This window comes from Variovorax sp. LjRoot175 (assembly GCF_964253805.1).
Lineage (GTDB): Bacteria > Pseudomonadota > Gammaproteobacteria > Burkholderiales > Burkholderiaceae_C > Variovorax.
This window is the reverse complement of record NZ_CAXURY020000003.1, coordinates 474,177-495,316: the sequence shown is the minus strand read 5'-3', so window position 1 is coordinate 495,316 and position 21,140 is coordinate 474,177. Positions and strand designations below refer to the sequence as shown.

At 61.5% G+C, this 21,140-nt stretch carries 18 protein-coding genes and 3 pseudogenes; 9 read left to right on the top strand and 12 right to left on the bottom strand.

Features of this window, described 5'->3' with window-relative positions:
* Nucleotides 1-5: 5 nt before the first annotated feature.
* A complete protein-coding gene (locus ACSQ89_RS40230) occupies nt 6-797 on the bottom strand; it encodes an alpha/beta fold hydrolase (RefSeq protein WP_436297714.1) in 792 nt (263 codons plus the stop codon).
* Between the two features lie 217 nt (nt 798-1,014).
* Between ACSQ89_RS40230 and ACSQ89_RS40225 the strand changes: the two genes are divergently transcribed.
* Nucleotides 1,015-2,388: a sigma-54 interaction domain-containing protein gene (locus ACSQ89_RS40225; RefSeq protein ID WP_436297713.1), complete on the top strand. Its 1,374-nt coding sequence runs from the start codon at nt 1,015-1,017 to the stop codon at nt 2,386-2,388.
* Here the strand turns inward: ACSQ89_RS40225 and ACSQ89_RS40220 are convergent.
* Nucleotides 2,385-3,887: a PLP-dependent aminotransferase family protein gene (locus ACSQ89_RS40220; protein WP_436297712.1), complete on the bottom strand. Its 1,503-nt coding sequence runs from the start codon at nt 3,885-3,887 to the stop codon at nt 2,385-2,387. The two genes, ACSQ89_RS40225 and ACSQ89_RS40220, sit on opposite strands and share 4 nt — an antisense overlap.
* Nucleotides 3,888-3,972: 85 nt before the next feature.
* On the opposite strand from ACSQ89_RS40220, the gene ACSQ89_RS40215 reads away from it, so the two are divergent.
* The 6 genes from ACSQ89_RS40215 (at nt 3,973) to ACSQ89_RS40190 (ending at nt 9,221) form a co-directional block, all read left to right on the top strand.
* Complete coding sequence (locus ACSQ89_RS40215; protein ID WP_436297711.1) at nt 3,973-4,605, top strand: FMN-binding negative transcriptional regulator; 633 nt, start codon at nt 3,973-3,975, stop codon at nt 4,603-4,605.
* Nucleotides 4,606-4,620: 15 nt separating this feature from the next.
* Complete coding sequence (locus ACSQ89_RS40210) at nt 4,621-4,965, top strand: antibiotic biosynthesis monooxygenase family protein (protein ID WP_436297710.1); 345 nt, start codon at nt 4,621-4,623, stop codon at nt 4,963-4,965.
* A gap of 77 nt (nt 4,966-5,042) precedes the next feature.
* On the top strand, nt 5,043-5,363 hold the full coding sequence (gene sugE, locus ACSQ89_RS40205; protein WP_436297709.1) for a quaternary ammonium compound efflux SMR transporter SugE: 321 nt from the start codon (nt 5,043-5,045) through the stop codon (nt 5,361-5,363).
* A gap of 174 nt (nt 5,364-5,537) precedes the next feature.
* Nucleotides 5,538-6,659, top strand: coding sequence for a trans-sulfuration enzyme family protein (locus ACSQ89_RS40200; protein ID WP_436297708.1), 1,122 nt, complete (start codon nt 5,538-5,540; stop codon nt 6,657-6,659).
* Between the two features lie 116 nt (nt 6,660-6,775).
* Nucleotides 6,776-7,669 carry a LysR family transcriptional regulator gene (locus tag ACSQ89_RS40195; protein WP_436297850.1) on the top strand — a complete coding sequence of 298 codons (894 nt, stop codon included), beginning with the start codon at nt 6,776-6,778 and terminating at the stop codon, nt 7,667-7,669.
* Nucleotides 7,670-7,892: 223 nt separating this feature from the next.
* Nucleotides 7,893-9,221 (top strand): MFS transporter, encoded by a 1,329-nt coding sequence (locus ACSQ89_RS40190; protein WP_436297707.1) that lies wholly within the window; start codon nt 7,893-7,895, stop codon nt 9,219-9,221.
* Nucleotides 9,222-9,314: 93 nt separating this feature from the next.
* On the opposite strand, the pseudogene ACSQ89_RS40185 reads toward ACSQ89_RS40190, so the two are convergent.
* Nucleotides 9,315-9,688: pseudogene (locus ACSQ89_RS40185) on the bottom strand (Lrp/AsnC family transcriptional regulator); the annotation flags it as partial.
* Nucleotides 9,689-10,008: 320 nt separating this feature from the next.
* On the opposite strand from ACSQ89_RS40185, the pseudogene ACSQ89_RS40180 reads away from it, so the two are divergent.
* Nucleotides 10,009-10,545, top strand: a pseudogene (locus ACSQ89_RS40180) (IS5 family transposase); the annotation flags it as partial.
* A 417-nt stretch (nt 10,546-10,962) separates the two neighbouring features.
* Nucleotides 10,963-11,422: pseudogene (locus ACSQ89_RS40175) on the top strand (transposase); the annotation flags it as partial.
* Between the two features lie 164 nt (nt 11,423-11,586).
* Here ACSQ89_RS40175 and ACSQ89_RS40170 read toward each other — a convergent pair.
* From ACSQ89_RS40170 to ACSQ89_RS40130, 9 genes are all read right to left on the bottom strand, one after another.
* On the bottom strand, nt 11,587-12,792 hold the full coding sequence (locus ACSQ89_RS40170; protein WP_436297706.1) for a trans-sulfuration enzyme family protein: 1,206 nt from the start codon (nt 12,790-12,792) through the stop codon (nt 11,587-11,589).
* Between the two features lie 61 nt (nt 12,793-12,853).
* The gene (locus tag ACSQ89_RS40165) at nt 12,854-13,594 is read right to left on the bottom strand and encodes an amino acid ABC transporter ATP-binding protein (protein ID WP_436297705.1); all 741 of its coding nucleotides are present in this window, start codon (nt 13,592-13,594) and stop codon (nt 12,854-12,856) included.
* 63 nt (nt 13,595-13,657) lie between these two features.
* The gene (locus tag ACSQ89_RS40160) at nt 13,658-14,749 is read right to left on the bottom strand and encodes an amino acid ABC transporter permease (RefSeq protein ID WP_436297704.1); all 1,092 of its coding nucleotides are present in this window, start codon (nt 14,747-14,749) and stop codon (nt 13,658-13,660) included.
* A gap of 2 nt (nt 14,750-14,751) precedes the next feature.
* Complete coding sequence (locus ACSQ89_RS40155; RefSeq protein WP_436297703.1) at nt 14,752-15,924, bottom strand: amino acid ABC transporter permease; 1,173 nt, start codon at nt 15,922-15,924, stop codon at nt 14,752-14,754.
* Nucleotides 15,925-16,005: 81 nt separating this feature from the next.
* Complete coding sequence (locus ACSQ89_RS40150; RefSeq protein WP_436297702.1) at nt 16,006-17,025, bottom strand: amino acid ABC transporter substrate-binding protein; 1,020 nt, start codon at nt 17,023-17,025, stop codon at nt 16,006-16,008.
* A gap of 143 nt (nt 17,026-17,168) precedes the next feature.
* Entirely contained in the window at nt 17,169-17,966 is a 798-nt protein-coding gene (locus ACSQ89_RS40145; RefSeq protein WP_436297701.1) for an aldolase, read from the bottom strand.
* A 129-nt stretch (nt 17,967-18,095) separates the two neighbouring features.
* Complete coding sequence (locus ACSQ89_RS40140) at nt 18,096-19,253, bottom strand: CaiB/BaiF CoA transferase family protein (RefSeq protein ID WP_436297700.1); 1,158 nt, start codon at nt 19,251-19,253, stop codon at nt 18,096-18,098.
* Nucleotides 19,254-19,265: 12 nt separating this feature from the next.
* Nucleotides 19,266-20,456, bottom strand: coding sequence for an acyl-CoA dehydrogenase family protein (locus tag ACSQ89_RS40135; protein WP_436297699.1), 1,191 nt, complete (start codon nt 20,454-20,456; stop codon nt 19,266-19,268).
* Nucleotides 20,453-21,061 (bottom strand): 2-hydroxychromene-2-carboxylate isomerase, encoded by a 609-nt coding sequence (locus ACSQ89_RS40130; protein ID WP_436297698.1) that lies wholly within the window; start codon nt 21,059-21,061, stop codon nt 20,453-20,455. Before ACSQ89_RS40130 ends, ACSQ89_RS40135 begins: the two co-directional genes overlap by 4 nt.
* Between the last annotated feature and the right edge of the window lie 79 nt (nt 21,062-21,140).

Here is a 21,140-nt window from a genome sequence, read left to right as displayed (position 1 = left end):
GCGCGTCAAGCGCCGCTCCGGTTGTCGATGCGAGCGATGAAGTCGCGCAGGATCGCATTGAAGCGCTCGGGCTGCTCGAGCATCGGGAAGTGCGCGGCGCTGGGCACCAGCTGCAGTATCGCGCCGGGAATGCCGGCGGCGAGCGCATGCGACTCAGCCGGCGGCGTGATGGCATCCTCCTCGCCGCAGACAACGAGCGTCGGCAGCGTCAGGTGAGCGAGCTGTGCGCGACTGTCGGCCTCGTTGAGCGAAGCGATGGCCTCGCGGGCGACAAATTCTGGCGTCTGCGCCACCTGTTCGCGCGCGAACGCCAGCAGTTCGGCCGAGGCGGCGGAGGCGAACGAGCGGTCGATCACCGCCTGGCTCGCCGCAGTGATGCCGAGGCTGTCGATGGCTCGCAGCACATTCTTCACGTTCACGTCGGGGCCGAGCCCGTGCGGCGTGGCGCCCACCAGCACCAGCGCGCGCAAGCGGCTCCTGTGCGCGAGCGCGAAACGCTGGGCGATCGTGCCGCCCATCGACAGCCCTACGAGGATGGCATCGTCGAGACGCAGCTTGTCGAACAGCAGCACGAGGTCGTTCACGAACGCGTCGATCGTGTAGCGGCGTGTGCGCGGGCATGCCGCGCGGCCGTGCCCGGGCAGATCGGGCACCACCAATCGGTGGTCGTGCGAGAACGCGTCCATCTGCTGGCGCCAGAACTCGCCGGTCGTGGTGAAGCCGTGGCAAAAGACGAGCGCCGGGCCGTGGCCCGCCACGCGCACGTGCATGTCTCCGATTGAAATAATGTCGTTCATGTGCATTTCCAGGTGAAAGGGTGGAAGCCGCCACGCCGCGTCGAATGCGAGGCGGAAGGCACAGAGCAAATCCGGGGCCACCTCGGCGGACGTCTTCGCTATTGCGCCAAGTGGTTGATTTGCTTGGATAAATGCTCGCCGCCGCTTCGATTGACGGTTTGGGGCACATGCCTTAGTCTCAGTATTGATTCCTAACATCTCAATAACGAGACGAGAAATGCCCTTTCCCGAATGGTTCGGCTCCGGCCAGAACGAGGCCGAGTTCCTGCGCCGCGTGCTCGACCACGTGTCCGATTGCCTGGTGGCGGTCGACACCAACGGCCGCGTCGTGCTCATCAATGCGCCCTACTGCCGCCTGCTGGGCGGCCCGCCGGAAGACTTCATCGGCCGGCACATTACCGACGTCGTCTCTCCGCAGACGCGCCTGCACCATGTGGCGCGCGGCGACATCACCGTGACCATGATGCCGCTCGAAGTGCGGGGCCACCAGTTGCTCGCGCGGCAGGTGCCCGTCTATCAGGACGAGCGAATCATCGGCGCGGTCGGCCTGGCGCTGTTCTCCAACATGGCGGCACTGAAGAAGGCGGTCGCCGTCGTCGGCGACCAGGGGCGCGCCATCCAGAGCCCGCTCACGCCATGGACCGCGCGCTACGGGCTCGACGACATCCTGGGCCAGGGCGCCGGGATGGATTCGGTGCGTGCGGCCATCGAGCAGGCCGCGCCGCTGTCGCTGCCGGTGCTGGTCCAGGGCGAGACCGGCAGCGGAAAGGAACTGGCGGCCAATGCGATCCACGCGCTGTCGCCGCGCGCCAGGCGGCCGTTCGTGTGGGTCAACTGCGCTTCCATTCCGGAATCGCTGATCGACGCGGAGCTCTTCGGCTACGAAGGCGGCGCCTTCACCGGGGCGCGGACGCGCGGCAAGCCGGGCAAGTTCGAGTTGGCGAGCGGTGGCACGCTGTTCCTCGACGAGATCGGGGACATGCCGCTCAACTTGCAGGCCAGTCTGCTGCGCGCGGTGCAGAACCAGGAGATCGTGCGGGTGGGCGGCGTCTCGCCGATCCCGATCGACACGCGTGTCGTCTGCGCCACCCACCGCGACCTTCAGGAGCGGGTTGATGCCGGCCAGTTCAGGGCCGACCTGTACTACCGGCTCAATGTGCTCGGCGTGCACATGCCCGCGCTGCGCGAACGCGACGACCTGGCGTGGTTGACCGACCAGTTGCTCGAGCGCATTGCGATGCGAGAAGGCCTGCCGGGCCGCCGCGTGTCCCCATCGGTGCGCGCTCGATGGCTGTCCTTCGACTGGCCCGGCAACGTGCGGCAGCTGGAAGCCGCGCTGCTGCGCTTCCTGCTCTCTGGCGAAGCTGGGCTGCCGGAAGCGCCTGCCGCGACGCGCCCACAGGCGGTTGCCGGCAGGCACGGGACGACGCCAACGACCACGCTGCAGGCACACCTCGACCGCGAGCGCGATGCCTGCATACGAAAGACGCTTGCGGAGACCGCCGGGGACAAGGACGAGGCCGCGCGCCGGCTGGGCATCAGCCGCGCGACGCTGTACCGGGAGCTTCGGCGCTCGCCCGCTTGGTCTTAGCGACCCACGCTCGGCTTCGCACTCCGCTCGGCGATCACCGCAGCCAACACACGCATTCCCTGATCGATCTCCTCGACCGTCAGACTGGCATATCCCAGAATCAGCCCGGCTGGCCGGGGTTGCATGCGCGACTCCGGCTTCGCAAACAGCGGCGACACCGGGTAGACACCCACGCCCTTGCTGCGGGCAGCAGCCGCCAGCGCGGGCTCGTCCTGCGGCCGCAGGAACGGCAGCCAGAGCACCCCATGCAGTCCGGCCGCCGTACCGGTGACTGCGGCGCCGCCGGGCAGGTGGCGCACAACTGCATCGAGCAGCGCCGCGCGCCGGCGTTCGTGCGCGCGACGCGTGCGCCGCACGTGGCGCTCGTAGGCGCCGCTGTCGATCAGCGATGCCAGCACACGCTGCTCCAGCACGGGCGCGTGGCGGTCGGCCAGCCGCTTGGCCTGCCGGAACACCGGCACCAGGTCAGGCGGCAGCACCAGGTAGCCGAGTCGAAGCTGCGGCGACAGCGCCTTGGAGAAGGTGCCGATGTAGATCACGCGGCCGTCGGTATCGATCGACTGCAGCGCGTCGATCGGGCGCTGGCCGTAGCGGAACTCCCCGTCGTAGTCGTCCTCGACGACCCAGGCGCCGTTTGTTCGTGCCCAACGCAGCAGTTCCAGGCGCCGGCCGATGGGCAGCACACCCCCCAGCGGAAATTGGTGCGACGGCGTCACATAGGCCAGGCGGGTGCGGTCATCCTTTGGCAGCCTGGCCGTGTCCAGGCCTTGGGCGTCCACCGGTATCGCCAAGGGCTCGGCGCCCGTGGCCTCGAAGCACCGGCGCGCCATCACGTACCCAGGCTCCTCGAAGACGAAGGCATCGCCGGGATCCAGCAGCAGCCGCGCGCACAGATCGATGGCCTGCTGTGAGCCGTGCACCACGAGGATCTGCTCGGCATCGCAGGCCAGGCCCCGCGCGCGCCTCAGGTATCCCTGCAGGGATCGGCGCAGCGACGCATCGCCTTCGGGCGCGACGTAGTAGAGCCTGCGTTGATGGCGCAGCAGTTCGGCCTGGTAGGCACGCCGCCAGGCCAGCGCCGGAAAGTCGCGAGCGGCCACCGCGCCGTAGAGGAAGTCGATGCGGCAGGGTTCTGCAGGAGCAAGTCCAGGCATGTCGATGCCCGCCACGCGATGGCCGATCGCCGAGAGGGATGGTGCAGTCCTGGTTCGCCGTTTCGGCTTTGCGTTGAACTGTGCAGACGCAGCCAGCGGGCTCGCGACGTGGGCAACCCGCCCGACCGACGTGACAATGAAGCCCTCGGCCGCGAGTTGCTCGTAGGCCGCGGTGACGGTGGTGCGGGACACCCCCAGGTCGGCCGCCAAGGCACGCGTGGACGGCACCCGCGCACCCGCGGCGAGCATCCCGTCGGCGATCTGGGAACGCAGCAGGTCGTAGATGGAGCGCCCGGCCCTGCTGGCACCGGAACTCTGGCTCGGCGGCGTACGAAACTGGTCCATGCCAAAGGAGTAAAACTGGACCTTCCCATTGTGCCGGTTCCGCGCGACAGTACCAGCTGCCCACACCAGTCCCCACCCTCCCCCGATGTACATCCCCACGCACTTCGCCGAAACAAGACCCGAGGAACTGAACCGCATCATCCGCGAGCATCCGCTGGGCGCTCTGGTCACCCAAGGGACCGCGGGCCTGGACGCCGATCACCTCCCTTTCGAGTTCGATCCTGAAATCGGAACGTATGGCTTGCTGTCGGCGCATCTCGCTCGCGCCAACCCGCTGTGGCAGCGCTGCCCCACCGGGACTCCGGTGATGGTCATCTTTGGCGGCGCGCAGGCCTACATCTCGCCCAGCTGGTACCCGTCCAAGCACGAGGCGCACCGCCAGGTGCCGACCTGGAACTACGAGGTGGTGCACGCGCACGGCGTGCTCACCGTGCATGACGACGAGCGCTTTGCGCGCCGCATCATCGCGCGCCTGACGCGGCGCCACGAGGCGGCCGAGCCGAAGCCCTGGAAGATGGGCGACTCCGCACCCGAGTACATCGACAGCATGGTGCGCAACATCGTGGGCATCGAGATTGCCGTCACCTCGCTGGTGGGCAAGTCCAAGCTCAGCCAGAACAAGGAAGCGCGTGACCGCCTCAATGCCGCAGAAATGTTGAAGGCGCGCGGACGCGAGGAACTGGCGGGATTGATGCGCCATGCCAGCGGAACGAGTTAAGGCCGACACAAACCCATGTACACATCCACCTTCACTTTCGCAAAGGGCCAGTTCGACGACGAGTTCCACGCTTTGGACAATGTCATTGCCCAGATTGCCAGATCCATCCCCGGCTACCTGGGCGAAGAGAGCTGGGAGAACCATGCAACAGGACTCATCTCGAACGTGTACTACTGGAAAACCATGGACGCACTTCAGGAACTCATGAAGCACCCGGCACACATCGCTGCGAAGCAGCGGCAAGCGCACTGGCTCAAAGGCTATCAGGTCGTCATTGCGCAGGTCGTCCGTTCCTATGGCGATGGCGGCATTGCGCACCCGCTCGCTGACGCAACGCAGTCAGCACCTTATGTCCGCTGAATTTCGGCGGGCGCTTGAACGGTGACGGAGTCGGTCTGATGCGGCGTCTGGATCGCCGCTGCAGTGGAGAATCTCATATGGCATGGATGCTTCTGGTTGTCGCCGGTCTTCTTGAAGTGGGTTGGGCCATTGGCCTGAAGTACACGGATGGATTCACCAGGTTGTGGCCAAGCATCTTCACGGTCGCTGCCATGGTCATCAGCGTCGTGCTGCTGGGAATCGCCATGAAGTCCCTACCCGTTGGCACCTCCTACGCCGTCTGGGTAGGAGTCGGGGCCGTCGGCACAGCAATCCTCGGCATCATCCTGTTCGGCGAACCCGCAGCGCCCGGTCGGCTGCTCAGCCTGGGGCTCATCGTCGCCGGTATCGTCGGCCTCAAGCTGGCAAGCTCGGCGTAGTCTGCTTGGGTGCAGGTGCAAGCCTCCGAGTACGCGTGGCTTGCCTGCATCATCAACGCCGTGCATCGCAAGCACGTTCGTGGCCAGATCGATACCAACATGAGCAATGGCCATGGGATCCAACGGAACTCGCATCAATAGTTCCGCCCCACAAACCTTCTGGAGATACTGAGAATGGAAAAGCACCCGTCTGCAATCAAGCCGGAATCGTGGCTCGTCACGGCAGGCCGCTCCCCCGAGCCCGGCGCTCCGTTGAGCGTACCGCCAATCCCAGCTTCGAACTTCATCATCGGCAGCGGGCGCGAGTATTCGCGTGATGATGGCACCCCGACCTGGGAAGCACTCGAGGAAGTTGTCGGCGGGCTTGAGTCCGGCAAGGCCGTCGCGTTCGCCTCCGGCATGGCCGCCATTGCCTCAGTGTTTGATCAGCTTGCGGCTGGTGCCGTTGTCGTGCTGCCAGATGATTGCTATCAAGGTGTTGCGGGCCTGGCGGCAGCGGGCGCTGAAAGAAGGCGTTGGTCGGTGCAGCGCGTTGCAGTGGACGATACAGCCGGTTGGATTCACGCCTGCGGCGTCGCTGACCTGATTTGGCTTGAGTCGCCCTCGAACCCCCTGCTGACCGTAGCGGACCTGGAGGCGATCTGCGCAGCTCCGCGCAAGGCCGGAGCGATCGTGGCAGTGGACAACACCTTCGCCACTCCTTTGAATCAGCGCCCGCTTGACTTCGGTGCCACGGTGTCTCTGCAATCGGCAACCAAGTTCATTGGCGGCCACTCCGATCTACTGGCAGGGGTCGCCACGACAACAGACGACGCGCTGTGGCACGCCCTCAGGAAATCCCGCGAGCTGACTGGCGCGACACCAGGAACGCTCGAAGCTTTCCTTGCCGTCCGCGGCGCGAGAACTCTCGCGCTTCGCTTACAGCAGGCCCAACAAACAGCCATGGTGCTTTCAGAGCGGCTTGAGGGGCATCCGCTGATCACCCGTGTCCGGTATCCAGGCTTGCCCTCACATCCGACGCATAGTACTGCCAAGCGTGTGCTCAAGGGCTTCGGAACCATCATTTCGTTCGATATGCGTGGAGGAGCTGGTCTTGCTGACAGCATCTGCAAAAACGTCAGGCTCATCCGTCATGCCACCAGTCTCGGTGCCGTGGAATCAACGATGGAAAGAAGAGCTGCGATCCCGGGACAGGGCCACCTTCCACCTTCGCTCCTGCGGCTCAGTGTCGGCATCGAGGATGCGGACGATCTCTGGGACGACCTCGACTCGGCTATACGTTCTGCTTCACCATGACTCTGTCGATAATGGTGCAGCGCGGCGATCGTAGCCCGGACGGCTGATCGGCCCCATGGGAGGTCGGCTGCCAACTCGATCACGCACACAACTACTAACCACAGAACACCATGGCGATCGAAACACTTGACCGGCCGCTGCGGTATTTTCTGTGCATAGCGGAGCTCGGCTCGCTATCAAAAGCTGCCGACAAGCTTGACCAAACACAGTCCGGATTGAGCAAGCAATTGGCTGCGCTCGAATCGAACCTTGGTCAATCACTGTTCGTTCGAACGGGACGCGGGGTTGAACTCACCGAGGCCGGCACGAGACTCTATGACGCCCTGGCGCCAGCCTTCAGAGAAATCGATCGGGCTGTCGACAGCGTACGCCGGCAAGGAGTCACTCACGGCACCGTCCGGCTGGCGACGGTCCATACGCTCAGCTACTACTTCGTCGCCGAAGTGGTTTCGCTGTTCGTCAGCACGCACCCGGATGTGAATCTCTCGCTTCTGAGCCGCAGTTCGCCCGAAGTCGTAGCTTTGGTCGACCAAGGCAAGGCGGATCTGGGGTTCGTCTATGACTCTGCAGTGGACTGCGGTACCTTGACATCGAAGTCGCTGTTCGAGGACGAAATGGCATTGATCGTCCTCGATGACAGTCCTCTGAACACACCCCAGGACCTGTCTATCCTCAATCTGCGCCTGGTCGGCTTTCCGGCTCACTACGCGCTCAGACGGATGATTCATAGCGCTGGGTTGCAAGCTACCTATGTTGCCGAAGCAGAAACCATAGACGCCATGCTCAAGCTTGTTTCCTCCGGCGTTGGCAATTGCATACTGCCGTCACGGATCCCCGAAAAGCTACTCGCCGACTACGGGCTTCGCAAGGTTCACATCGAGCGACCTGCGTTACGTCGCCGGGTGGTAGCGATCTCCAAGACGGCCAAGGCGATGACGCCCCTGACCTCTGATCTCCTCGTTTGCGTCTTGCAGGTCGCTGAACAACTGCAGCGTGAGCAGCCGGAATAGCTGATATGAGACCGCCTTCATTGGCGCTCACGACTTTGCACAAACAGAATCGCACCAGCTTCTGAAGCTGTCCTGCTGCGAAAGTTCCTGCTCCTCTAGGAGGATTTCACCGCAGACGTCGTGCTCCTGAGCCGCGAATGCAGCGATGCCATCGCGTTTGCATCTGTCCGCTCGATGCAGGGCCCGAGCGACTTGCTGGACTCGAAGTTGAAAGGAACTTGTGATGACCTCCGCAGCCAATCAGGCAACCCGCTCAAGGCGGCAGTACGTGACCGCTGGCCTGGCGAGCATGATGGGCACAACCATTGAGTGGTACGACTTCTTTCTCTATGGCACCGCAGCGGCGCTGATCTTCAACAAGATCTTTTTCCCGTCGATCGACCCATTGACTGGAACCTTGGCTGCGTTTGCGACCTACTCGGTCGGATTCTTCGCGAGACCCCTCGGCGGCATCATCTTTGGCCATTTCGGCGACCGAGTTGGTCGCAAATCGATGCTGCTCATCACACTGTTCCTGATGGGCATACCAACCATCCTCATTGGCCTGATCCCTTCGTATCACAGCATCGGCTACTGGGCAGCAGTGCTGCTTGTTCTGATGCGCTTCCTTCAAGGCCTCGCGGTCGGTGGCGAGTGGGGAGGCGCGGTGCTTATGGCCGTCGAACATGCTCCAGAAGGGAAGAAGGGGTTCTTCGGAAGTTTGCCGCAAACAGGTGTCGCACCGGGTCTGATTCTGTCGTCGCTTGCAATGGGTGCGGTCGCTCAGCTCCCGGAGTCAGACATGTTGAGCTGGGGCTGGCGCATCCCATTCCTTGCCAGCGTCTTCCTCTTGCTTGTGGGCTGGTTTATTCGGGTCAAGGTGGCCGAATCGCCGGACTTCGAGCATATGGAAACCAAAGGAGACAAGGTGGAGGTGCCCGCTCTTGTGGTTCTGCGCCAATACCCAAAGGAGGTTCTCGTGGTGGTGGGCGGCCGCTTGGCGGAGGTCACCTGGTTCTACACTGTCGTCACATTTTCTTTGGCCTACGCATCTGGAACGCTAGGCATTCCACGAGCATTGATGCTTGACGCAACCGTATGGGGCGCCCTGCTTGCATTGTTCACCATGCCGATCTTCGGGGTCCTCGGCGATCGGGTGGGCTTCAAATGGATCTTCCTGGCCGGATCCGTGGGTATCCTCGTCTTTGCACCCGTGTTCTTCTCGCTCCTGCAGACCCTCGATGCGCGGTCAATCACCATGGCCGTCGTCATCGCTATCGGAGTGGTCTACGCATCTTTGTACGGTCCCGAAGGCGGCCTGTTCTCCGCCCAGTTCCCCCCTGAGGTTCGCTACAGCGGCATTTCCATTGCAGTCCAGGTGTCGGGTGCCATCGGCGGCGGACTGGCCCCCATAGTCGCGACTTCATTGCTCGCCTATGGAGGCGGTAGCCCCCGATACATCGTGTGGTACCTCAGCGCGCTTGGCGTCGTTGCGATCGTCAGCTCGCTCTTCATGCACGGCCCCTCTAAGTTCTCGGTCTTGACAAGAGCATCTCAACCGGCCCGGTCGTGAGCGATTCACAGGTCGGCGCGCGAGGTGGTCGTCGATACTTTCGATTGTTCGTCTGGCCACTATCGGCTGCAACCGCACCCATTGCTTCACATCTCATCGTGGCTGTGGCAAAACAGTCCTGTATCGAACCTGCTTCAGGGCAGAGTTCGATCGGATCTTCTCGATCCACGAGATGGGTGTGAGTTGGTTCAGAATAAATCTCTCCAACGCTGCTATATCCGCCACCGCAACGCGGATCAGATAGTCACCATCTCCGGGTCATCAGATAGCACTCCATGACCTCGTCATGCTCGGCGATTCGGCGCTCAAACTCGGCGAGTGACTCCTTGCTCAGTGTCGTCAGGCTGATGGAGACGAAGTCGTTCAACCCCGAGACCAAGCGACGGAGCGTTGCACAAGGCAGCATACAGATCGATCACGGCATCAGACTCCAGTGCTTTCACGCGTACCAGGCCGGGCGATGGAGATGACGACGCGCTGGAGTGCGCCTCCTGGAGAGCTCTACAGGAACCCGGCTTGATGATCGGGTGATGCCCATGAAGCTGATCATGATTCAGCGGGGTGAACCAGAAGCGCATCGTTGCGTCGATCATGCGAATGGAACAGCCCGAACGCCCCTGCCCTTGCGAAGGCGGGAGACGGCAAGGATATGCCGGCTCCGCTCAATTCCGCTGCTCATTCCAGACGCCGACCAGTGAGTGAGCGTCTAGGGAGACGCTGATTAATTGATCGATCCCGGCACGGCGTATGCATGCGTGAGAGGACCACGTTTGAGGGCATGACGGACATGAGCCAACGCAGTTTTGCCAGCGCCGAATACGCATTGAAGAAGAAGCGCACTCGTCGCGAGAAGTTCTTGGCCGACATGGAGCGCGTCGTGCCTTGGGCGCGCTTGGTCGGCGTGATCGAGCCGCTGTATCCCACGAGCGGTCGTGTCGGCCGCCAGTCGATCGGCGTCCCCAGGATGCTGCGCATGTACTGCTTGCAGCAGTGGTACGGCCTGGCCGACGAGGCGTTGGAAGACGCGCTGTACGACAGCCAGGCGCTGCGCGACTTCGTGGGCATCGATCTGTCGCGCGAGTCGGTGCCCGATGCCACCACGCTGCTGAAGTTCAGGCGACTGCTGCTGGACAACGACCTCACCAAAGCCCTGTTCGACGAGATCAACGCCCATCTTGCCGAGCAAGGCCTTCTGATGCGCGCAGGCACCATCGTGGACGCGACCATCATCGCGGCGCCGAGTTCGACCAAGAACGCGGGCAACACACGCGACCCCGAAATGCACCAGACCAAGAAGGGAAACCAATGGCACTTCGGCATGAGATGTGGTCGACCACATTTCAGCCCTAATGTGGCGTTGGTCCATATGTGGCGCCAAGCGGCGTCGCCCTCGGGAGGCCGTTTGCTGAGCGCCACATAAATTTCCAATCACAACGGTCGCCGGAACTACATGATGTGCGGCCGGGTATGCCACGGCTTGCTTGACGGGTGGAACCGAATCGCTGGTGGCACCCGACGCAGCGAAGTGCGCGACAAAGCGGCCTCGCTCCTTGGCCGCCGGTCCAACGAGATGCCGGGCCACGACGGGCGGATACCGATACAGAGTCTCGAACATGATCGGATCTCCCTTGTGAACTGAGGGAATCCGAGACTACGTCGCCGTGAAACTTATGTGGCGCTCATCGACCAATCTCCAGACGGCGGACTCGCTGGGCGCCACGTATGGACCAACGCCACATTAGGGATGAAGGCCCATGTGGGTGTGGATGCCGGATCGGGTCTCGTGCATTCGGTGGTCGCCACGGCGGCCAACGTCAACGACGTGACGCAAGCCGGCGCGCTGCTGCACGGCGGGCGAGGAGTCCGTGGCCTTCGGAGATGCGGGTTACCGGGGTGTCGACAAACGCGCAGAGGCGCGGGGCCCGAAGTGGCATGTCGCGATGCAGCCGGGCAAGCGTCGGCAACTGGACCCGACGCGCAAGTGGGCGCGCCTGCTTGAGAAGGCCGAGCAGCTGAAGGCGAGCGTGCGGGCCAAGGTCGAGCACCCGTTCCACGTGATCAAGAATCTGTTTCGTCACAAGAAGACGCGCTACAAGGGCCTGGCCAAGAACGAAGCGCAGCTGTTCAGCCTGTTCGGGCTGGCCAACCTGGTCATCGCCAGGAGGTCGCTCCTGCAAGTCGCAGCCCGAGGTGCGTCTTGAACAACGAAAGTAGCCTCGAACGAGGCGCAAAACCTAAGCGGCGAAGGCCGCGCACCGCGAAGTCGACGGATTCCTCGGCTGCATTCCTTCGTCATGTCTTCAACTCTGGCTGCGACGCTCATAGTTCAGCGTCTCCCTAGGTGTTCACTCCCGCGTCCCTATGGTTACTTCAATGAGTCAAGTGCCTGTCGAAGGTCAGCGATGATGTCCTCCGCATCTTCCAGTCCGACGGACAACCGGATGAGGTCCATCGTCACACCTGCGCTGAGACGTGCGGCAGGCTCGACCTTTTGACGCGCAAGAATCAAGGTGCCTGGATGCGTGATCAAAGTTTCCGTGTCGCCCAAGCTGATTGCCCTGGATACGAGCTTCAACCGGTCGATCATCGCGATCGCACCGCCGACACCGGAGTGCAACTCAAAGGACATCATCCCTCCACCCGCACTCATCTGCGAGATGCCGAGTTGATGATCAGGACTGCCCTCCAGGTAGGCATACCTCACAAGCTTCACTGCCGGATGGGATTTCAGCATGCGAGCGACCTTCAACGCACTTTCGCTGTGCTGGCGCATCCGCAACGTCAACGTCTTCAGCCCACGCATGACCAGGAAGCACAGCATTGGCGAGAGCGTCGCGCCCGTCATGTACTTCAAGCCCGCCGACCTGATCCGCTTGATCGTCGCCAGATCTCCAAGCACGACTCCCGCGAGCAGATCGCCGTGTCCGTTGATGTACTTCGTCATGGAGTGCACGACGAGGTCGGCACCGTGTTCGATAGGCCGCTGCAGGGCGGGCGATCCGAACGTCGAATCGACAAGCACCCGAACCCCAGGACGGCTATGCGCCACCGTTGCCAGCGCACTGATGTTCAACAGCTGGGCCGTCGGGTTCACGGGCGTTTCAAAGTACACAAGCCGCGTGCGATCGGACAACGCCTCTTTCAGGCTCTCGGGCTTGGTGAGGTCAACCTTCGTGACTTTCACACCGAAGCGCGGCAGCCCCTCGTCGACCAACGAAGCCGCCGTCGAATACATGGTGTGATGCACGATCAACTCATCTCCGGCGGAGAGGAGCGTGAGCAAGGTGGAGCAGATTGCGCCCATCCCTGACCCGGTGGCCAGAGCGGCCTCGGCCCCCTCAAGCTCTGCAAGCCTGGTCTCCAGGAGATGCTGTGTCGGATTGTGCTGCCGGCCGTAGACGTACCGCTCGCTTTCTCCGGAGAAGACCGCTGCTGCTTCTGCCGTGTTCTCGAAGGCGAAGGTTGAGGTCATGTAGATCGGTGGCGAAACGGCCCCGTAGGGATCCGATCTATCGTGACCATGATGCAGCGCGCGTGTCTGGAAACCCAGGCCCTGCGATTCCTCTTTCATGCTTGACTCTTTCATTGTGAAATGTGCCGGTGAGGCCTATCTGGCTCAGCAACCGCTGCGCCTAGTGGACTATCTGATTCAAGAACTGGCGAGCGCGATCTGTTTGCGGGTTTCCAAAGAAAAGCTCGGGGACGTTCTGTTCGACGATCTCCCCTCGGTCCATGAAGATCACCCGGTCCGCAACCTTGCGGGCGAAGCCCATCTCGTGCGTCACGCAGAGCATGGTCATCTTCGTCTCCTCGGCCAGGCTGACCATCACGTCGAGCACTTCCTTGACCATTTCGGGATCCAGTGCCGAAGTAGGCTCGTCGAACAACATCACCTTTGGCGACATGCACAGCGATCTGGCGATCGCAACGCGCTGCTGCTGCCCCCCAGACAACTGGCCCGGGTATTTGTGTGCCTGATCGGGGATGCGAACTCGCTCCAGGTACTTCATTGCGATCGCCTGCGCTTCGGCCAACGGCTTCTTCAGAACCCAGGTCGGGCCCAGCGTGAGGTTCTCCAAGACGGTCAGGTGAGGAAACAGGTTGAAGTGCTGGAAGACCATTCCGACTTCTTTCCTGATGGCCTCGATGCGCTTCAGGTCATGGATCAATTCGACGCCGTCGACCGTGATGACCCCCGACTGGTGCTCCTCGAGCCGGTTGATGCACCGAATCATCGTGGACTTGCCCGAGCCAGATGGGCCGCAGATCACGATCCGCTCTCCTTTGCGAACGCTCAGGTCTATGTCCTGCAGGACATGGAAGTCTCCATACCACTTGTTGACCTTCTGCAGACTGACGATCACTTCGTTCATTGATGTTCCCTTTGTGGGTTCGAGATGCCTCGGTGCCTGTCGCGCGTGCGTTGCGACGAAACGCTAACGCTTCTGATCCCGCTCAAGAGATCGGCTGTACTTGGATATCGAATAGCAGAAGACAAAATAGATCATGCCGATGAACAGGTACGCCTCTACGCCGAAGCCTGCCCACGCTGGATCAGAAAGAGCCGCCTTTGCTGCTTGCGTCAGGTCGAAGATTCCAATGATGACGACCAACGACGTGTCCTTGAACAGCGCGATGAAGGTGCTCACCAAAGGCGGAACTACAACCTTGAGGGCCTGCGGCAGGACGATCTTGCGCGTCTGCTGCCAATAGCTCAGTCCGATGGATTCGGCGCCCTCATACTGGCCCTTGGGAATCGACTGGAGTCCGCCACGGACAATTTCCGCAACGTAGGCCGCCGCAAAGAAGATGATCGCGAGCTGTGCCCTCAATAGCTTGTCGATGTTGAAGCCCTCTGGCAGGAACAGAGGCAGCATCACCGACGACATGAACAGCAGGCTGATCAAAGGCACGCCGCGTATCAGCTCAATATACGCAATGCACATAGCTTTGATCGCCGGCATTTGGGAACGACGTCCCAGGGCGAGCAAGATACCTATGGGAAAGGCGAACGCGATTCCGAACGTCGACAGGATCAACGTCAAGGGCAGGCCGCCCCAGCGCGTGTTTTCGACGAACTCCAGACCCAGGAATCCGCCCCACATCAAGGTCGCCACTGCCAGGATGGTGAGCACCCATAGCCCGGCAATCTGAAGTCCGCTCAGTCGGCGCGTGGCGGTCCAGACGATCGACGCCATCAGCATCCCCGTCGCGAGCAATGGTCTCCATTGCTCCGCGTGTGGGTAGGTACCGAAGAGGATCAGCCGGTACTTCTCGCGGATGAAGGCCCAGCAGGCTCCGCCCGCTTCTCTACAGGCCTGTGCGTCAGGGGCCCGGAAGCTCGCCTTGACCAGCAACCACTGCACCAATGGAGGCGCCAGCATCAGCACAAGCCAGATCGTCAGGACTGTCAAGACCGCGCTCGTCGGGGACTGGAAGAGGCTTTGGCGAAGCCTGGTCAAGGGCTTGACATGGACTTGGGGTGGAGCCTGCACGGTGGGCCGATTCGTGTGAGTCGTCGTACTCATGCTTATCTTTCCACCAAGGCGATGCGCTTGTTGTACCAGTTCATCAGCAGCGAGACCGTCAGGCTCACAGTCATGAACGCAGCCATGATGATCAAGATGCCCTCGATAGCCTGGCCGGTCTGGTTCAGGACGGTATTGACGACGGAAACCAGATCGGGATAGCCGATCGCGACGGCGAGCGAACTGTTCTTGACCAAGTTCAAGTACTGGCTTGTTGTAGGAGGAACGATCACGCGGAGCGCCTGAGGCAGAATGACAAGCCGAAGCACCCGTGCTCGCGTCAGTCCGAGCGTCTGTGCCGCCTCCCATTGACCATGGCTCACCGATTGAATGCCAGCGCGAACGATCTCTGCAATGAATCCGGCTGTGTAGGTGATCAGGCCAACCAGCAATGCGAACAGCTCGGGAGATAGCGCCCAGCCTCCTTCGAAGTTGAAGCCGCTCCGGTGAGGGATGCTGAAGTGAAATTCGCGCCCACCAACGAGCCAGCCAACTGCCGGCATGACCAGGAAGAGGATCAGGCCGAACGGCCATAGTCTTGACTGGACCCCGGTCCGGCACCGGTTGGAGCGCTGGTAGCGGCCAACGGCCACCGTGGCAATTGCAGCGAGCACCAATCCTGAAAGGATCCCCGCAACGGCCGGCCCGTCAACCGACGGCATCAGCATGCCGCGGTTCGACATGTAGATGCCCGGAAGCGGATGGAAGGCTGATCTCGGACCAGGTAGAAGTTCACCAACAACGGCGTACCAGATCAACAGTTGCAGCAGAAGCGGCACGTTGCGGATCAGTTCGACGTACGCACTTGCCAGCCGCACGATGAGCCAGTTGTTCGACAGCCTGGCAATCCCGACAATGACGCCGAGAATCGTGGCCAATACCAATGCGACGGCGGAGACCCGCAACGTGTTGACGAGGCCGACAAGGATCGCCCGAGCGTAGGTGTCCGAGGGTGAATACTCGATCAGCGACTCGCCGATCGCAAATCCCGCTTCTCTTTCCAAGAATGCAAAACCAGTCGCGATGTTGCGCGTTGCGAGGTTGTGCAACGTGTTGGAGATGAGGTAGTACGCCAAGAGGGCGGCCAGGCCCACAACGACGAACTGATAGGCAATTGCCCTAAACTCTGGATTGTTCCAGTTGAATCTAAGCGGAGCGCGTTGGGGTGAGCTCATGGGGAGGTTGAGTGCGGATCTGGCGCGATCGCGACGATGCGCGCGCCACTCGCGCGTCGCATCTGTCGCATGGGCGTGGAGCTATCGAATGGGCCACCCGTACATCAAACCGCCCTTCGTGTACAAGGCATTCAAGCCGCGCTCGAGCTTCATCGGACTCCCAGCCCCCAGGCTCCGATCGAACATTTCGCCATAGTTTCCGACTTGCTTGATGATGTTGTATGCCCACTTGTCATCAAGTCCGAGTCCTTTTCCCATCCCCGGGGTGGTGCCGAGGATCCGCTGGATGTTGGGCGGGGCGCTGCCCTTCGCAACCTCGTCGACATTCTTGGACGTCAGGTTGTATTCCTCCGCCTCCAGAAGCGCATTGAGAGACCAACGAACGACGTTGAACCACGCTTCGTCGCCTTGACGGACCATCGGTCCGAGTGGCTCCTTGGAAAGCGGTTCCGGCAAGATCACGTATTTGTCCGTGTTTCCAAAAGCGATACGCGCCAGCGCCAGTTGCGACTTGTCCATCGTGATGCCATCACAGCGGCCAGACGCGAACGCGCGCTTGATCTCGTCGACGGTGTCCAGCAGCACCGGCTTGAACGTTTGCTTGAGACCGCGGAACCAGTCGGTGAGGTTCAGTTCGGTAGTGGTTCCCGGCAGGACGCAGATGGTGGCGCCCGCAAGGTTCTTGGCACTGCTGACGTTGGCATCCTTGGTCACCATGATGCCCTGGCTGTCATAGAAGTTCACGCCAACGCCAATGAGGCCCAGGGTGGTATCGCGCGACATGGTTTGGGTCGTATTGCGCGTCAGCACGTCGACTTCACCGGACTGAAGTGCAGTGAAGCGTGCCTGGGTCGTCAGTGGGATCACCTTGAACTTGGTCGCGTTTCCGAACATCGCGGCTGCAATGGCGCGGCACGTGTCGACGTCGATGCCCTGCCACTCCCCCTTGCTGTCGGTGAACGCGAATCCCGGAAGATTCGTAGAGACGCCACATTGCACAAAACCACGCTTCTTCACCGTGTCGAATGTTTGGCCGGCATGGCCCAGGCCTGAGAGACAAAGGCCCATCAGGGCGGCGGTCGCGAGGTGGACAAGTTTCATGGCTATCTTCCTTGTGGACTGAGGTTTTTTCAGCGCAGGCGCTGGGCGTGGAGAAGTGGGCGGGCGAGCGAATGGAGGACGAACATGCCTGGCGCATGCTCATCGGAACCAACGCCGGAAGGCGGCGCGGTTGGGCAAGTGCTCTATTGGCGCAGTTGGTCGGCGAGCGGCGTCGCCGAGCCTGCTTCGGTCTGCCTGCACCAGTAGTCGAAGGTGCTGTTCACGATCGACGGCTTCAGGAGATAGTCGTGAGCCTCGCGCGCCAAAGCGTCGTCTACGGGCGTCAAGGGACCAAATGCGGCTTGCGCCCGCATCTGCATCCTCGCAGCGCGCTCGAGGTATACCGACAAGTAGGTGGCTTCCTGTGTGGTCTTTCCCGCTGTGAGGTAGCCGTGGTGCGCCAGGACGATCGCTCGCTTCGATCCCAGTGCCCTGGAGATGATGACCCCTTCGTCATCGGCAATGGGAACCCCTGGCCAGTCCGGCAGGAACGCGCAATCGTCATGGAGGGGGGTCATGTCCATCTGGGCGATGACCAATGGCTGCCTGGCTGCAGCGAGTGCGGACGCCCATGGCGAATGCGTGTGGATGATGGACTGAACGTCGGGACGCGCCTTATAGACCCACAGATGAAAACGCGTCGCCGGATTCGGCATGCCGATACCTGTCAGCGTGTTCAGGTCGCCATCGACTTCGATAAAGTCGTCCGGAGTGGCCTCGTCGAAGCCGAGCCCAAACCTGAGCGTCCAGTACGCGCCTTCGCGGCCGGATCGAGCACTGATCTGGCCTGCAAGCCCCGCCTCCTGCCCAGTCATGGCGAGAATCCGGCAAGCGCAGGCCAGCGTCTCCTTCATGGTCCGGCGAGGCGACGCCAGGTGCTTGGCCATATCCTTCGTGGCACGTTCGTCAAAGTAGTCCTTGGATCGCAAGTCCTCAGCCATGTGGTGTGCCTCCTGATCAGTCTTTCTGTCGCAGGATCGCCAGGAAAATATTACCTGGCGATGACACAAAGTATCCTGGGCGACCGCACAAGAAGCCATGCACTGCAGTGCATAGCAGCTATGAGCTGACTAGGCCCGTTTGAGGGCCTGGTCTATCAATGACTCGTCAACACCAAATTGCCGGCACACGGCAACGGAGTCTTGTCCGATCTTCGGCGAATGGCATCGATTCGGTCGTGGCGCATTGATGCCCGGCAAGCTTACGAGCGGCAGCTGACCAAGGGCGCCGGCATTCGTCCAGCGATATGCCCCAGTCGCGAGGACCTGTTCGTTGTTCAGCCACTCACCGTAAGACTGCACACGCTCGACGAGCACTCCCACGTCCTGAAGTGCCTTGAGAAGAGCCGCGGTTGTCCAGGGTTGCGTCAACCGCGCCAGTACTTGCATGAGCACGGCCTCGTTTAGGACTCGGTCCTCGCCGGACTTGAAGCGCGTGTCGTCCGTCAGCGCCGGACGCCCGAGCACCTGGCAGAGCAGGACATAGTGTTCTTCCTTCCGGCAGGAGACAGAAACACCTCCGTCGCAGGTTGGAAGGTATCCGACGGGCCCATAGAAGGACTTGGGTTCGCCTCCGCTGGCATGAAACTCCGCGATCTTCGCACCCTGAAACGCAGCGGCAGACTGCATGAGGCTGAGGTCCAGGTATCCCCCTTTGCCGGTCTGTTGCCGCGAAGCAAGCGCAGCTGTCAAAGAGGAGAACACATACAGACCCGTAACAACATCGGCAGCGACCATGCCTTGGCGCTGGGGCACGCCTTCGGCAGTGCGGTTCATCACCATCATCCCCGAGAAACCCTGGATCAAGGAATCCACTGTCCCGCGCTGACTGTATGGGCCCGTCTGTCCGAACCCAGAAACCGAAACATAGATCACGTCGGGCCGGATCGCCTTCACAGCTTCATGGGAGAAGCCGAGGCGCGATATCACCCCGGGCCTGAAGCTCTCGATGAAGATGTCGCATTGGCTCGCAATCTTCGTCAGGATCTCTCGGCCTGCCGCTGTTTTCAGATCCAGCGCAATCGACTTCTTTCCAAGGTTGTAGTGCCACGAATGCGCGCAGTGGTCCTCGCTTCGGGGGCCCAGCAGTCGCCCCCAGTCCCCTTCGGGAGGTTCCACCTTGACGACCTCCGCGCCATACTGTGCCAGCAACATTGTCGCGTGCGGTCCCGCGATTCCCTGGCTGAGATCACAGACGCGGATCCCCTCGAACGACTGACCCAGGTCCATCGCAGGTCCCTTTCATGGATATCGCCGAACCAGGTGGCTGCCGATCCGTTCATTCAAGATTTCGGTAGTTCCATCCGCATAGCTCGCCATCTTGACCTCTGCCAGCTGCCGGTGCAGTCCATGCTCGCGCGATAGCGCATTTGCCCCCATGCTTTGCATGCAGCGCTCGATGCCTGAGACCGCGCTCGACGTTGCGAATTTCTTTGCGTGCGCGGCCGGGAGCTCAGCGCTCTCGCCGGCGCATATCAGCCGCGCCGCGCGCAGCACGAGCGCATTGGCTGCCTCCAGTTCGTTCGCCACATCGGCCAGCTGCCAGCGCAATCCTTGATGCTCTAGGAGAGGTTTGCCGAACACGGTCCTGCGCTGCCCATAGCTGACTGCCACTTCAAGTGCACGCTCAAGACAAGCCGTCGCCATGGCGGCGACATGCACCCTTGCCCCGTTGATGGCTGCCATCGAACGCTTGAATCCCTCCCCTGGCTGCTCCAGAAGATGATCTTCCGGAACGAAGGCGTCATTGAACCTCAGCCCACCGACACCACTCGCCGTGCCCGCGTCCAGCGGATGAGCGCCCAACCTCTCTGCGCCTCGCTCCCACAAGGGCACCAGGAACCGTCCAATGCACTTTGTCCCGGTGCCGGTCTGCGCACCAACCACGGCGAGATCAGAGATCGTCGCGTTGGTGATCCAAGCCTTCTCGCCGTTGAGGATCCAGCCACCCGAGACCTTCTTCGCAGTAGTTTTCATCGCGGCCAGGTCGCTGCCGCCGCCGCGCTCAGTCAGGGCAATACAGGCGACCAGCTTCCCGGACAGAAGATCGCCCAGATAGCGTTCTCTCAACTGCACCGAAGCCTGAGTCGCCATCATTTGGACCATGCTGTGCGAATTGTTCAGGCTGAACGCCGCCGCAAAGGCTGAGCGTGACAAGACCTGCACGACCCGAATCTTCGCCAAGTAGGAGGCCCCTTGGCCACCAAGTTCGCGTGGGGTCTGCAGTCCCTGAAGGCCGAGCGCTGCCCAGCATTGAACGAGCTCTTTAGGAAGTGCGCTCCCAGTCCGATGGGCGTGCTCGGCGAATGGAATCAACTCGGAATCACAGAAGGCCTGCGCCTTTCGGACGAGATCTACTTCCTCTGGTGTCAGGAGGGCATCCCATTCGTCATAGATGCTCGACGCGAGGTTTGCCTCCGATATGGGTCTCATGATCCAAGGGCCTTGGATATGGTCCTCTCTAGCATGTCGAGTCGATCCTGACCCCAGAAGGCTTCGCCGCGAAAAAAGTAGAAAGGAGCTCCGAAGACGCCGCGCTCTATCGCTTCATTCGTGTACTTCATGTAGGTCAGTTCGGTACGAGGATCCTGAGCCGCTTTCAGAATCTTCGTCCCGTCGAACCCCATCTCGTCGCCAATCGACACCAGCGTGGCCGGGTCCTCGGCATTGCGCTCTTCGACCCAGATCGCCCGCATGATGGCTTGGCTCAGGTCCGCGACGTCATGCCCCAACTCTTCCGCCGCTATCACGAACCATGACGGTAGATGCCCCGTGACGCAAAAATACTTTGGTTCGAGGTTGATCGGCATGCCGAGAATCTCGCGAAATCGCTTCATCTCCAGAAGGCGATAGTTCTTCCGTTCCGCCGAGCGGTACGGAAGCTTTATGCCGCCGGTGCGTGCATAGACAGTCGTGAGATCCACCGGACGGTGGTTGACCTTCAGGCCATGACGCTCACCCATGGCCTTCAGGCGTGGGCCTCCGAAGTAGGCCCAGTCAGAATGAATCCAATAGAAGGCGTCGATCGAATCGGTCATCTACCATTCTCCTAGTCGATTGTTTGTTGCTTTCAATCGCGGGCCGACAAAGGCTTCTGCGGATCACCAGACCGGCTTA

Coding starts and splice junctions, on each gene's coding strand:
- ACSQ89_RS40150 (WP_436297702.1), bottom strand. CDS start 17,025: ATGAAACTTGTCCACCTCGCGACCGCCGCCCTGATGGGCCTTTGTCTC.
- ACSQ89_RS40165 (WP_436297705.1), bottom strand. CDS start 13,594: ATGAACGAAGTGATCGTCAGTCTGCAGAAGGTCAACAAGTGGTATGGA.
- ACSQ89_RS40230 (WP_436297714.1), bottom strand. CDS start 797: ATGAACGACATTATTTCAATCGGAGACATGCACGTGCGCGTGGCGGGC.
- ACSQ89_RS40155 (WP_436297703.1), bottom strand. CDS start 15,924: ATGAGCTCACCCCAACGCGCTCCGCTTAGATTCAACTGGAACAATCCA.
- ACSQ89_RS40160 (WP_436297704.1), bottom strand. CDS start 14,749: ATGAGTACGACGACTCACACGAATCGGCCCACCGTGCAGGCTCCACCC.
- ACSQ89_RS40220 (WP_436297712.1), bottom strand. CDS start 3,887: ATGGACCAGTTTCGTACGCCGCCGAGCCAGAGTTCCGGTGCCAGCAGG.
- ACSQ89_RS40145 (WP_436297701.1), bottom strand. CDS start 17,966: ATGGCTGAGGACTTGCGATCCAAGGACTACTTTGACGAACGTGCCACG.
- ACSQ89_RS40140 (WP_436297700.1), bottom strand. CDS start 19,253: ATGGACCTGGGTCAGTCGTTCGAGGGGATCCGCGTCTGTGATCTCAGC.
- sugE (WP_436297709.1), top strand. CDS start 5,043: ATGGCATGGATGCTTCTGGTTGTCGCCGGTCTTCTTGAAGTGGGTTGG.
- ACSQ89_RS40170 (WP_436297706.1), bottom strand. CDS start 12,792: ATGAAAGAGGAATCGCAGGGCCTGGGTTTCCAGACACGCGCGCTGCAT.
- ACSQ89_RS40200 (WP_436297708.1), top strand. CDS start 5,538: ATGGAAAAGCACCCGTCTGCAATCAAGCCGGAATCGTGGCTCGTCACG.
- ACSQ89_RS40190 (WP_436297707.1), top strand. CDS start 7,893: ATGACCTCCGCAGCCAATCAGGCAACCCGCTCAAGGCGGCAGTACGTG.
- ACSQ89_RS40225 (WP_436297713.1), top strand. CDS start 1,015: ATGCCCTTTCCCGAATGGTTCGGCTCCGGCCAGAACGAGGCCGAGTTC.
- ACSQ89_RS40135 (WP_436297699.1), bottom strand. CDS start 20,456: ATGAGACCCATATCGGAGGCAAACCTCGCGTCGAGCATCTATGACGAA.
- ACSQ89_RS40210 (WP_436297710.1), top strand. CDS start 4,621: ATGTACACATCCACCTTCACTTTCGCAAAGGGCCAGTTCGACGACGAG.
- ACSQ89_RS40215 (WP_436297711.1), top strand. CDS start 3,973: ATGTACATCCCCACGCACTTCGCCGAAACAAGACCCGAGGAACTGAAC.
- ACSQ89_RS40130 (WP_436297698.1), bottom strand. CDS start 21,061: ATGACCGATTCGATCGACGCCTTCTATTGGATTCATTCTGACTGGGCC.